Raw genomic sequence first — 12,301 nt, 5'->3', positions numbered from 1 at the left:
ATGCGTGTACACGTGTCAATCGAACGCCGACGCACAGGTGGTGGGCCTGGCCCGCGCCGGGTCGAGCGCGTTGGCCACCTCGTGGAAGGCGACCCTGTCCAGCAGCCCGACGGCCACGTGCTCGGACAGGTCGACCGGGCACAGGTCCTGGAGCAGGACGTTGCGCACGTCCGGCCCGCTCAGGTACTGGCTGCGCCACGGCGTGACCACCTCGTCGTACTTGGTGGCGATGACGGTGTAGCGCACGCCGGGCACGGTGTCGCCGCCCGCGTTGAGCCGCTTGAGGAAGTCGGAACCGGTGACCTGGTCGGCGAGGGCGGGCGTGGACTTCGCCAACAGGTCTCCGGCGCCCGGGAAGTACGGCAGCAGGCGGGTGAAGCCGTTCAGGTCGGTGCCGTGGTTGCTGGGCGCGATGCCGACCAGGGCGTTCACCTTGGCGGCACCACCGAGGAACCGCAGGTACCAGCGGGGCATCATGCCGCCCTGCGAGTGCCCGACGATGTCGGTCTCGGCGGCGCCGGTCGCGGCGAGCACCCGGTCGACGAAGTCCTTCAGCTGGGCGGCGGACTTCTCGACGGGGCCGAGGCCGTGGAAGAAGGGGACGCCCTGGAGTTGCCCGTAGTCGAGGGAGAAGACGCAGTAGCCCCGGACCTTCAGATAGGGGGCGAGCCCCAGCCAGTTGTCGACGGAGTTCCCGAGGGTGCCGTGGACGAGGACGACGGGGCGGGGATGGACGGCGGACGGCTTGCAGGAGTAGTCGTTCCAGCCGGGGGCGCCGGCGGCCTGGGCGGAGGTGGCGGGGACGGTGACGGCCGCGGCGGTCAGCAGCAGCGCGGCCAGGGGTCTGAGCACTCGTTTCCAGGGCAGCATCGGGTGATCTCCTTGCGGCTCAAGGGAAGTGCGACGGCACGACGCCCTGTGATCCGGATCACGGGATGCTGTTCACTCGTCAAGTTACGAGTCAGTAGTCAAACTGGGAAGTTACGCGTCAGTAAAAACTTCCAGTGGTAACCGACGACGGTGGACCCGCCTGACACCGCCTCACCAGGCAGGCCGGATGGGCCCCTGGGGCGCGATCCGCAGCAACTGCTCCCGTAGCACCCGCACTTGCTCCTCCCCCAGTACATCCCCCCACTGCCGCACCACCTCCGCGGCCGCCTCCTCGGCAGCCCGCGTGCACTCCCACCCCCGCCCGGTCAGCACGACCAGCCGAGCCCGCGCGTCCCCGGGGTGCGGCCGCCGCTCGGCGTATCCCTTGCGCACCATTTCGTCCACGAGCTGACTGGCGGCCTGCTTGGTCACCCCGAGGTGGGCGGCCAGGTCGGTGACCGTCGCGCCGTCCGGGGCGAGCCGGGCGAAGGCGAAGCCGTGTGCGGGCCGCAGTCCCTCGAAGCCGCGCGCGACGACGCCCTCATGGATGCGGTGCGTGAGCCCGCCGGCGGCGGCGAGCAGGGCGGCGGACAGGGCCATGGCCTCGGAGTTCTGCACCCATGCATTGAAACACCCTTGACACGACGGTCAAGCAGCTTGACCATATAGTCAAGCTACTTGACCAACTGGAGACCCGCATGCCCGTCATCCGCTCGTCCGAAGCCGTCATCCACGAGATCCACGGCGCCCGCTTCGTCTCGTACGCCACCCCGCGCAGCGGCAGCAAGGAGCTGTGCGCCTGGCGCGGTGAGATCCCCGCCGGCCTCAAGGCGCCGGCGCACACCGTCAACCGGGAGGAGATCTTCCATCTGCTCGACGGCGAGCTGCTGATCACCCTCGACGGCCGCACCGAGCGGATCGCCGCGGGCGACACGGTGATCATCAACCCCGGCGCCACCCTGACCGTCGAGAACCCCACCGACCGGACCGCGTACTCCTGGGTCACCACCTCGATCGGCCTGGAGGCACGACTCGCCGACGGCACCAGCATCGTGCCGCCGTGGGCCAACTGACGTCACGCAGAAGGATCTACGCCGCCAGTCCCCCTAGTCCCCCGGGCATCACCGCCCGCGGGCCGAACTTCGCCCGGGCTCGGTCCGCGACCTCCTCGATACGGCGGACCTTCTCGTCCACCGGGTCGAAGGTCAGCTGGTGGGAGGCCTGGTCGGCGGGGTCGAGCCCCTCGGCGCGCAGGGCGATCGCGCGGACCCGGGCCCGTTGCAGCCCGAGCGCCTCGTACATGCCGTACGCGGCCCTGGTCAGGTCCGGGGAGTGCGCGGTCGGTTCGTCCAGCTTGCGGCTGCGGGTGGTGGCGATGGGGGTCCCCCCGCTCGAGCCTGTTCGAGAGTGGGGGAGGTCGGCGTAGCGCACGGTGAGCGTGAGCGTGCGGCAGACCTTCTCCAGGGCCCGCAGCCGGGCACCGATCTCCTCGGCGGCCGACAGCAGGGCACGGCGGTGGCGGTCCGGGTCCAGTTCGTCGCGGCCGAAGGGGCGCTCCGTGGCGAGGGAGCGGGAGACGGCGTTCGGTACGACCCGGCCGCGGTCCACGCCGTTCGCCTTCTCGTGCAGCTCGCGGCCGGCCTTCGCGCCGATCAGCCGCTGGAGCGTGGACAGCGGCGCGGCGGCGACCCGGCCGAGGGTGTCGAGGCCGTAGTCGCCCAGCGTACGAGCGGTCGCGGCACCCACGCCGGGCAGCGCGGCGACGGGTCTGTCCGCGAGGAACTCCGCGATGGCGTCCCGCTCCTCGGGCACCGCACACGTCACCCCGGGCACGGCGTCACGCAGCGCCACGCGGGCCAGCATCGGCCCGGGCCCGGCTCCGATCACACAGTCGACGCCGTACAGCGCGAGCGAGCGCACCCGGATCACCGAGGCCAGTTCGACGGCGTTGCGCCCGAAGTACCGCTCGGCGCCCCGCAGGTCGGCCAGCGCCCCGTCCGGTGGCAGGGCCTGGACGACGGGAGTGAACTCCTCGAGCATCCCGAGCAGTCGGGGCAGGTCGGCCTCGCGCGTCGGAGGCAGCTGGAAACGTACGCAGAGGATGGTCATCCCGCACTCCCCGGACTCTGGTGCCACAGCTTCCGTCCCACCGCGGGCCCTTCGCCCGCGGGACGCAGATCGGCCCAGGGGTGCATCTCGTACCCCGTGGGCATTCGGATCTTGCGCTGCTCCGCCGGATCCTGGTCCGCGGAGCCCGCCGCCCCCTCGCCGTCGCCGCCACCGAAATCACCGGAATCGGCACCCGTACCGGCACCGGCCAACCGGGCCGCGACCCCCTCCAGCCCTTCCTCCCGGCGCACCTCCAGCAGCTCCGCGAGGTTCCAGGCGGCGGCGCCCACCACGCTGAGGCTGCGCGGGCCGCGCCGCTGCACCACCCCGCGCACCAGCAGCAGCCAGGAGTGGAAGACGGTGTGGGCGCAGGCGTCGTGGGAGTCGTCGAAGAAGGCGAGGTCGACCAGGCCCGTGCCGTCGTCCAGGGTGGAGAAGATGACCCGCTTGCCGGACCGGATCGGCGGCGTCTGCGTGGCCGCCTTGGCACCCGCGACCAGCACCGTCTCCCCGTGCCGGGCCTCGCGCAGCCGCCGCGCCGACACCACGCCCAGCTCGTCGAGGAACGCCCGGTGGTCGTCCATCAGATGGCGCGAGGCGTCCATGGACAGCACGCCCAGCTCGGCACTGAGCCGCTCCGGGAAGGTGAGGTCGGGCAGCCCGGCCGGTGCGGTCTTCCGTCCTCCGGCCAAAGGCAACTGCCCACCGCCCGCGCCCCGCGCGCCCCGGTGCAGCTCGGTCAGATGCAACTGCAGATCACGGCGGTTGGCGCCGAACGCGTCCAGCGCCCCCACCTGCGCGAGCCGCTGGGCCAGCGGACGGCTGGGCCGGCCCCGCTCCCAGAAGTCGACCAGCGAGGCGTACGGCTGCCCCTCGGCGATCCGTGCCGCCTCGTCCTCCCTGATGCCGTGCACATCGGAGAGCGCCAGCCGCAGCCCCCATTTACCGGACACCAGTTCGATACGGTGTGCGACGCCCGACTTGTTCACGTCCAGCGGCAGCACGGGCACCCCGCGCCGCCGCGCGTCCGCCAGCAACAGCCGCTTCGGGTACATCCCGGGGTCGTGCGTCAGCAACCCCGCGTAGAAGGCGGCCGGATGATGTGCTTTCAGCCACGCCGACTGGTACGTCGGTACGGCGAAGGCGACGGCGTGGGCCTTGCAGAAGCCGTACGACCCGAAGGCCTCGATGATCTCCCAGGTCCGCTGAATCGTTTCCGCGTCATACCCGTTCGCCGCCGCGTGCTGCGCGAACCACACCTTGATCCGCCCCTGTGACTCCGGATCGGACAGCCCGCGCCGCACCCGGTCCGCCTCACCGCGCCCGCAGCCGGTCATGATGTCGACGATGTCGATGATCTGCTCGTGGAAGACGACGACCCCGTACGTCTCCTTCAGCGGCTCCTCCAGGTCCGGGTGCGGATAACGGATCGGCGCCCGCCCGTGCCGCGCCTCGATGAACGGCCGCACCATGTCGGCGGCGACCGGCCCGGGCCGGAACAGCGAGATGTCGACGACGAGATCGTGGAAGTCGGCCGGCTGGAGCCGCCCGACCAGGTCCCGCTGACCGGGCGACTCGATCTGGAAGCAGCCGAGCGTCTCGGTGGACCGGATCAACCGGTACGTCTCCGGATCCCCCGGCGACAACCCGTCCAGATCGACCCTCACCCCCGACACCCGCTCCACTTCCGCCACGGCGTGCGCCATCGCCGACTGCATCCGCACCCCCAGCACATCCAGCTTCAGCAGCCCGAGGTCCTCCACATCGTCCTTGTCGAACTGCGACATCGGAAAACCCTCGCCGCTGGTCGGCATGACCGGCGTACGCGCCAGCAGGGAGGCGTCGGACAGCAGCACCCCGCACGGGTGCATGGCCACCCCGCGCGGCAGCGCGTCCAGTGCCTCGACCAGCTCCCACAGCCTCCCGTACTTCTCCTTCTCCCCCGCCAGCGCACGCAGTTCGGGCAGCTCCTCCAGCGCGGCGCGGGCGTCCCTCGCCCGAATATGGGGAAAGGACTTGGCCACACGGTCGATCTCGGCCGGATCCATCGACAGGGCGGCCCCCACATCACGGATCGCATGCCGCACGCGATACGTCTCCGGCATCGCGACCGTCGCGACCCGCTCGGTGCCGAACCGGTCGATGATCTTGCGGTAGACCTCCAGCCGGCACGCGGACTCCACGTCGATGTCGATGTCGGGCAGCACGACCCGCTCCTTCGACAGGAACCGCTCCATCAGCAGCCGGTGCTCGATCGGATCGGCGTGCGCGATCCCGAGCAGGTGGTTGACGAGCGACCCCGCCCCGGACCCCCGAGCGGCGACCCGGATGCCCATCTCCCGTACATCGTCGACCACTTGGGCCACGGTCAAAAAGTAAGAAGCGAAGCCATGGTGGGCGATGATGTCCAGCTCATGGTGCATCCGCTCCCAGTACTCCCGCCGCCGGTCGTACCCGCGCAGCACCATCCCCGCCGCCGCCCGCGAGGCCAGTGTCCGCTGGGCGCTGCGGCGGCCGGCACCGACCAGATGCGGCTCGGGGAAGTGGACGGTACCGATCCCGAGATCGTCCTCGGGGTCGACCAGACACTCGGCGGCGGTGTGCTGGGTCTGTTCCACCAGCCGGTGAGCGGTGTCCCGCCGGAACCCCGCGGCCTCCACGATCCGCTCCGCCACCCCGACCATGGCCTCAGCTCCCTTGAGCCAGGCCTCACCGGAGTCCAGCTCCTTGGTCGGGTCGACGGGCACCAGCCGGCGCGCGGCGTCCAGCACGTCGGCGACCGGCCCCAGCCCCGGGTCGGCGTACCGTACGGCGTTGCTGAGCACGGGCCGGATCCGCTGCTCGGCGGCGAACCCGACGGTCCGGGCGGCCAGCCGCAGGGAGCCGGGCCCCGTACCTTTCCGGCCATGCCAGACGGCCTCCAGCCGCAGGGCGTCGCCGTAGACCTCCCGCCAGGGCACGAGCAGCCGCGCCGCACGGTCGGGACGCCCGGCGGCCAGGGCACGCCCCACATCCGAATCAGGCCCGAGCAGCACGGTCACGCCCTCGGCGTGCCGGCGCCCCCAGGGCAGCAGGGGTGTCCCCTCCCCCTCATGCGCCGCCGAGACGAGCCGGCACAGCCCGGCCCACCCACGGGCACCGTCCCGGGCGAGAAAGGTCACCCGGGGGGCGGACTCGTCGACGAAGGCGCCACCGCGCACAGGAGTCCGGCGCCGCCCCCGCCCGGGCTCGGACGGCTCCCCTCCCGCCACCGCAAGATCCGCCCCGAACACCGGACGGACCCCCGCCTTCGCGCAGGCCTTGGCGAACCGGACGGTCCCGGCGAGCGTGTCGCGATCAGTCAGAGCCAGGGCATCCATGCCCCGCTCGGAGGCACGCTCGGCCAGCCGCTCCGGATGCGAGGCTCCGTACCGCAACGAGAATCCGGAGGCGGTGTGCAGATGCGTGAACCCCGGCACCCGCACCTCCCGCACTCGTGAACCACATCGGTTCGAACACCTGTTCCCAGCTACCTCACCCCCACCATACCCCCATCCTCGAATACATGTGCGACATCCGTTCAGCCCGGCCCCACCTGCGGAAACACCGGAACGCCCCCGACCGTGGAGGCATGCCGCACCGCTCGTTCCGCGACGAGGTGAGAGACGCCGTCACCCCGCGGGCCACCCTGCTCATCGTCGGCGTGATCGCACTCCAGCTGCTGTTCATCGCCTCCTACGTGGGAGCACTGCACGACCCGAAACCCAGGGACGTGCCCTTCGCGGTGGTCGCCCCGGAGCCGCGTCCGATCAGGCGGTGACGAACCGGGACATCGACGGCGCACTGATCATCAACCCCACCGGCACCGACACCCTCCTGGTCGCCTCCGGCGGCGGCAGGATCCTCTCCACCACCCTGACCACTCTCGTCACCACCCTGGAGAGATCGGAGAAACGCACCTTCCGGACGGTCGACGTCATCCCGTCCGCCCCCACGACCCCAACGGACTCTCCTCCTTCTACCTGGTGGTCGGCTGGTGCGTGGGCGGCTACCTGGGCGCCGCGGCCCTGGCCATCAGCGCGGGAGCCAGGCCCTCGAACCCCCAGCGCGCCGCGATCCGCCTGGCGGTCATGGCCGTGGTCGCCGTCCTGGGCGGAGCCCTCATCACCCGCTCGATCGCCTACTTCGAGAACAACGCCCTGACCACACCGCTCCTGGTCCTGGCGGCATGGGCGGCGGCGGGAGCCGCCATCACGGTGGCGGCATCCGCAAGGCGCCGTAACGGCGCCCGGCGTTGACGCTCAGGCCGGGTGGGTCCGCAGCCCGGCGGAACGGGGTGCCGCTGCGCCCACCCGTGCCGCCCTGGGGGTACCTCCCAGGCCCTTAAAAGGCACTGGGGGAGGCACGACTGCCCGCAGCTAGGCGGGACCGGCGGCCCGCAGCGCGGCGGCCTGCGGCAGCTGAGCCGCCACGCACCCGCAGGCGCCGACGCACGGAAGGGGACGTGTCGGGGGGTGTCCGCCCGCAGCGGTTGGCGCGTCAACGGACAGTCAGTTGGGACCCGATCCCATCGCGCCGTTCCGAGGACGGACACCCCCCGGCGCGGCCCCGACCCACCGCACCCCGGTAAGCGCCACACACGGGCAGCGCCATACAGAAAAGCCCCGCCCCTCACACAAGGGGCGGGACTTCACAAGCCTGGAACCGGGATTCAGCCGATCTCGGTCCCGGTCGCCGACAGGGCCTCCGTCACCGGCTGGAAGAAGGTCTCCCCACCGGACGTGCAGTCACCACTGCCACCGGACGTCAGCCCGATCGCGTTGCTGCCCGAGAAGAGCGAGCCACCACTGTCACCGGGCTCCGCGCACACGTCGGTCTGGATCAGACCGTTCACGATGTCGCCGTTGCCGTAGTTCACGGTGGCATCCAGCCCCGTGACCTTCCCGTCGTGCACCTGGGTCGTCGAACCGCTCCGCGTGACCTCCATGCCGACCGTCGCCTCGGCGGCACCCGTGATCTTCTGCGTCGAGCCGTTGTAGAGGTTCACCTCACTCGGGTGAGCCACCTCCGCGGTGTACTTGACCAGCCCGTAGTCGTTGTCCGGGAAGCTGGAGTCCGCGTTGGTGCCGATCTCCTTGCCGCTGGAGTCCGACCACGTCGAGATGCCCTCGGTGCAGTGCCCGGCGGTCAGGAAGAACGGCTCGCCGCCCTTGACGACGTTGAAGCCGAGCGAGCAGCGGCCGCTGCCGCCGGTGATCGCGTCGCCACCGGCGATGAAGGGCTTGTACTCGCCCTTCGTCCGCTTGAGTTCGGCCTTCGCACCGAGCCCGTCGACGACCTTCGTCAGCTTCGTCCACTCGGCCTTGGACACCGTACGGTCGGCGGTGACGACGATCTTGTTGCTCGTCGGGTCGGTCACCCAGGAAGTGCCCGGGATCGTCGCGTCCTGCTTCAGCGCACCGCGGGCGCTCTTCAGTTCGGCGAGAGAGTTCGCCACGACTCTCGCCTTGGCTCCCGCCTTCTCGACGGCTTCGGCCGCGGCCTCGTCGAGCACGTTCACCACGAGCTTCTTGCTCTTCGTGTCGTAGTACGTGCCCGCCGCGTCGGCGCCGAGGTCCTCGGCCAGCGTCGAGGCGAGCTTTCCGGCCGCCGTGACCGACAGGGTCCGGGGCGCGGAGCCCTCCGGGGTCTCGCTCGCGTTCGCAGTCTGGAAGGTGACTCCCGCGGCGACCAGTGCGGCGATGCCCGCACCTGCCACGGCTGCACGCCGCTTGGGTATGCGTCGGTGCTTCAACTCACGTCCTCCTGTGGGGGGTCGGCCCGAGAGGTTGTGGGGACCTCACGAACCGGAAGGCTTTGTTGACGAGCGCCCACTATTCCGAGGACAACGGGGAGCACACAAGGGTGAGTTCGAGACGCGCGTAGACAGCGCTTCGCACGCCCTCCCATTTTGACCGTCCACGATCAAATCGGACCCAACTCCCCTGTGTTCACAGTGCAAACATTACGCGTGAGTAATGTGCGGGCACTCTGCGGGGTTCACGGGTGGCCGAATTTCGCCCCTACGCCAGCCGGTTCGGAGAAGCGCCCGAACACCACACGAAAGCCCCCGCACGCGATGCGTGCGGGGGCTTCGAAGCGCCGCGAACTGCCGCCGGGGGCCTGCCGGCGACCTCCCGGGGGCCTGCCGAGGGGCTTAGTACACGCTGACCCCGTAGGCGCTCAGGGCCTCCGTGACGGGCTGGAAGAACGTCGTACCACCGGAGGAGCAGTTACCGCTGCCGCCGGAGGTCAGACCGTACGCGACGCCGTTGCTGCCGTAGAGCGAACCGCCGGAGTCACCGGGCTCGGCGCAGACGGTGGTCTGGATCAGGCCGGAGACGATGTCCCCGCCCCCGTAGTTGACGGTGGCGTTGAGGGCGGTGACCCGGCCGCTGTGCGTACCGGTCGTGGAGCCGTCGCGGATGACGGTGGTGCCCACGCTCGGGGTGGCCGCGCGCGTGATGTCCACGCCGTTCGCGGTGCCGGGACGGCTGACGGAGCCGCTGTAGCGGACGAGGCCGTAGTCGTTGCCCGGGAAGCTGGAGCCGGCGGTCGAGCCGATGACCGTGGTGCGACCGGAGTTGGAGTACCAGGTGCCCGCGCCGTCGGTGCAGTGACCGGCGGTCAGGAAGTATTCGGTGCCGTTGCTGGCACGGACGTTGAAGCCGAGGGAGCAGCGCCAGCTACTCGCATAGATGGCGTCGCCGCCCTGGATCAGCTTGTTGAACTTGCCGGGGGTGCGCTTGATCGTGAGCGCGTCGGCGTTGGCGCCGGCCTGCTGCTTGATCTTCGCTATCTCGGCCTGGCTGACCGTGCTGTCGACGGTCAGAAGCACGCGGTTGGTCTTGCTGTCGACGGCCCAGGCGGTGCCCGGGATGTCGGCCTTCAGGATCGAGCCGCTGGCGCTCTTGAGCTCGGTGGCGCTGAAGGTGGCGGGGGTGTCGGACGCGTTCGCGCTGGGGATCGCGATCGCTGCGGCGGCGACGAGGCCGGTGGAAACGGCGATCAGCCGGGTCCGTCTCGAAATGCCGCTGCGGGGGGTGGTGCGCTTGATCCTCACTTTTCGTTCCTCCACAAAGGAAGTCGGGGGCCCTCGTGGGGTTTCGGGCCCGTGAGGCGCAGTCCGGGGCGAGGCAGGCCGGATTCCGAATCCGCCGTGCCCCTGACAAGCGCTGTGGGGGGAGTATTCGGCCGAACGGCCGGTAGGCGCAAGAGGGCCTTTCGGCCGTGCCCTTCTGAACCACCGGTCACGGTGGAGTCAGCCGTCGCAAGGGCAGCAGCAGTCGGCGGGTCAGCCGTCGCAGGGGCAGCAGCAGTCGCATCCGTCGCAGTCGCAATCGCGGCAGCAGCCCTCGCGCCTCTTGCGGGACCACGGCCCCTCGTACTCCTTGGCACAGCACAGCTTGCAAGTGCAGCACAGCAGCCAGAACATCCCGCAGCCGGCCCAGAACCCGCGCCGCCCCTGGGGCGGCTGGGGCACCGGCGCACCACCGCCGAGCCCACCGCCGCCGTACCCTCCCCCACCTGCGAACGGGTTCCCGCCACCGCCCGCATACGGGTCCTGCCCAGAGCCATGCGGCCCGTGCGGCCCATGCGCCCCCTGGCCGTACGGCCCCTGATGCGGCTGCTGTCCGTACGGTCCGCCCTGGTGTGAGGCGCACGCCGGCACCGTGCCGAACGCCCGGTCCACCGAGCGCCGCAGTTCGTGCACGAACAGCAGATGCACGAGCTTCGCGTCGGCGAACTCGGCGTCGCGCAGCGCGAGCCGCACCCCCTGCACCGCGTCGTCGGCGAGCCGCCGAGCCTCCGCGAGGGAGGTACCGGTCGCGGCGATCGGGTTCCAGGCACCTGACGCCTCGTCAGCGTACAGGTCCTCCACGGCGTCCAGGAGGTGGGCCAGCCGCCCGAAGAGCCGTCCGGCCTCGGCGAGCGGCCCGGCGTTGTGCGGCCGGCCGGCGAGGACGGCCGTGTGCGCGAAGGCGGCGGCGGTCGCGGTCTCGGTCGGTTCGGTGACCGTCAGGATCGGCGTACCGGGCCCGGCGAGCGTCTCGATGCCGCTCTGCCGGTCCACGGCGTCGACCAGGACGGCCGTGTCGAACCCGACGGCGGAGCCGGTGCGCGCCCCGGCGCGGTCCCAGCCCGCGGCGATCCGGCGCGCGGCGCGCGCGACCGGCGCGCGGGCCAGCAGCCCGTCGCCGTCGGCGACGTGGTCGCGCACCTTGGCGGAGGCGAGCACCAGCGACACGGCCGCCGCGAGCCGCGCTCCCTCATCGTGCGCGACGGACGCGGTACGCATCCCGCGCAGCGGACACGGCCCCGCCGTACGCCGGCCCACACCCTTCGGCGTGCTGCTCGAGGTGCCGCTCGTCGGCCCCGACTGAGCCTCCGTCAACACGGAGACGAGAAGCGCGTCGTAGTTCGTCACGATGCGCGCGAGCTGCCCGTGGTCCCGGCGCAGCGCGAGACACAGCCCGCACAAATGCGCCATCCACTGGGCCGTGAGGTTCTCCCCGAGCCGGTGCCGACAGGGCCTGACCATTCCGAACATCGATGTTCCCCCGTGCTCCGTACGACGTTTGGCGCCGCATGGTATCGGCCATCGCGTTCACCCGTACGCACCGCTCATCACCCGTACGCCGTGAAGAATCATATTTCACTCACAGTCAGCAGTCGTTTACGACAAGGCCCTTGGGAAACACGGACTCTCGACGGATTCGCTGTGCACCAGTACCGTCACAAACCCCCCGTGCGGCGTCTATCCACTTGGCGCGCCATCCGCATCATGGACGACCATAGGGATGCGGAAAGCAGAAAGACCGCTGTGAGAGGAGGCGTCCATGGGATCGGTACGCAAGGCAAGTGCCTGGCTTGGCCTCGTCGACGACAACGAAGACGAGCGTTACTACGACGACGACTACTCCGACGGGACCGAGCCCGGGGAGGCCTGGGTCACCGATCCGCGCGTCAAGGTGGCCTCGGACGTCGCCGAGGAGAAGGGGCGCCGCATCGGCACCGTGACCCCGGACAGCTTCCGGGACGCGCGCGCCATCGGCGAGCTGTTCCGCGAGGGCGTGCCGGTCATCATGAACCTCACGGCCATGGACGCCGGCGACGCCAAGCGCGTGGTCGACTTCGCGGCCGGGCTGATCTTCGGCCTGCGCGGTTCGATCGAGCGGGTGTCGACCCGGGTGTTCCTGCTGACCCCCGCCAACACGGAGATCGTGAACGGCGATCCGGCCGCGCACCGCACGGACGGCTTCTTCAACCAGAGCTGAGGCAGGGCCGCTCACCGGCCCTGCCC

General features: G+C 70.8%; 9 protein-coding genes and 1 pseudogene. 3 read left to right on the top strand and 7 right to left on the bottom strand.

Features of this window, described 5'->3' with window-relative positions; translation table 11 throughout:
• Positions 1–15: 15 nt before the first annotated feature.
• A complete protein-coding gene (locus ABZ192_RS25295; protein ID WP_356926729.1) occupies positions 16–870 on the bottom strand; it encodes an alpha/beta fold hydrolase in 855 nt (284 codons plus the stop codon).
• Positions 871–1,041: 171 nt separating this feature from the next.
• On the bottom strand, positions 1,042–1,488 hold the full coding sequence (locus ABZ192_RS25290) for a MarR family winged helix-turn-helix transcriptional regulator (protein WP_356926728.1): 447 nt from the start codon (positions 1,486–1,488) through the stop codon (positions 1,042–1,044).
• An 80-nt stretch (positions 1,489–1,568) separates the two neighbouring features.
• Between ABZ192_RS25290 and ABZ192_RS25285 the strand changes: the two genes are divergently transcribed.
• The gene (locus ABZ192_RS25285) at positions 1,569–1,943 is read left to right on the top strand and encodes a cupin domain-containing protein (RefSeq protein WP_356926727.1); all 375 of its coding nucleotides are present in this window, start codon (positions 1,569–1,571) and stop codon (positions 1,941–1,943) included.
• Positions 1,944–1,959: 16 nt separating this feature from the next.
• On the opposite strand, the gene ABZ192_RS25280 is transcribed toward ABZ192_RS25285, so the two are convergent.
• Together ABZ192_RS25280 and ABZ192_RS25275 are read right to left on the bottom strand one after the other, a co-directional pair.
• A complete protein-coding gene (locus ABZ192_RS25280) occupies positions 1,960–2,979 on the bottom strand; it encodes a hypothetical protein (protein WP_356926726.1) in 1,020 nt (339 codons plus the stop codon).
• Positions 2,976–6,437, bottom strand: coding sequence for a DNA polymerase III subunit alpha (locus tag ABZ192_RS25275; RefSeq protein ID WP_356926725.1), 3,462 nt, complete (start codon positions 6,435–6,437; stop codon positions 2,976–2,978). Before ABZ192_RS25275 ends, ABZ192_RS25280 begins: the two co-directional genes overlap by 4 nt.
• Before the next feature lie 152 nt (positions 6,438–6,589).
• Between ABZ192_RS25275 and ABZ192_RS25270 the strand changes: the two are divergent.
• Positions 6,590–7,256, top strand: a pseudogene (locus ABZ192_RS25270) (hypothetical protein).
• A 413-nt stretch (positions 7,257–7,669) separates the two neighbouring features.
• Here ABZ192_RS25270 and ABZ192_RS25265 read toward each other — a convergent pair.
• The 3 genes from ABZ192_RS25265 to ABZ192_RS25255 all read right to left on the bottom strand — a co-directional run bounded on the left by ABZ192_RS25265 (position 7,670) and on the right by ABZ192_RS25255 (position 11,548).
• Positions 7,670–8,752: a S1 family peptidase gene (locus ABZ192_RS25265; protein ID WP_356926724.1), complete on the bottom strand. Its 1,083-nt coding sequence runs from the start codon at positions 8,750–8,752 to the stop codon at positions 7,670–7,672.
• Between the two features lie 402 nt (positions 8,753–9,154).
• Positions 9,155–10,060, bottom strand: a complete 906-nt coding sequence (locus ABZ192_RS25260; RefSeq protein WP_356926723.1) for a S1 family peptidase — start codon at positions 10,058–10,060, stop codon at positions 9,155–9,157.
• A 231-nt stretch (positions 10,061–10,291) separates the two neighbouring features.
• Positions 10,292–11,548 carry a DUF5685 family protein gene (locus ABZ192_RS25255; protein WP_356926722.1) on the bottom strand — a complete coding sequence of 419 codons (1,257 nt, stop codon included), beginning with the start codon at positions 11,546–11,548 and terminating at the stop codon, positions 10,292–10,294.
• 289 nt (positions 11,549–11,837) lie between these two features.
• Between ABZ192_RS25255 and ABZ192_RS25250 the strand changes: the two genes are divergently transcribed.
• The gene (locus ABZ192_RS25250) at positions 11,838–12,275 is read left to right on the top strand and encodes a cell division protein SepF (protein ID WP_114251168.1); all 438 of its coding nucleotides are present in this window, start codon (positions 11,838–11,840) and stop codon (positions 12,273–12,275) included.
• Positions 12,276–12,301: the final 26 nt, after the last annotated feature.

The sequence above is a fragment of the Streptomyces sp. NPDC006235 genome (assembly GCF_040613735.1).
Lineage (GTDB): Bacteria > Actinomycetota > Actinomycetes > Streptomycetales > Streptomycetaceae > Streptomyces.
This window is presented reverse-complemented; position numbering and strand designations above follow the sequence as displayed.

Coding starts and splice junctions, on each gene's coding strand:
- ABZ192_RS25280 (WP_356926726.1), bottom strand. CDS start 2,979: ATGACCATCCTCTGCGTACGTTTCCAGCTGCCTCCGACGCGCGAGGCC.
- ABZ192_RS25295 (WP_356926729.1), bottom strand. CDS start 870: ATGCTGCCCTGGAAACGAGTGCTCAGACCCCTGGCCGCGCTGCTGCTG.
- ABZ192_RS25285 (WP_356926727.1), top strand. CDS start 1,569: ATGCCCGTCATCCGCTCGTCCGAAGCCGTCATCCACGAGATCCACGGC.
- ABZ192_RS25250 (WP_114251168.1), top strand. CDS start 11,838: ATGGGATCGGTACGCAAGGCAAGTGCCTGGCTTGGCCTCGTCGACGAC.
- ABZ192_RS25255 (WP_356926722.1), bottom strand. CDS start 11,548: ATGTTCGGAATGGTCAGGCCCTGTCGGCACCGGCTCGGGGAGAACCTC.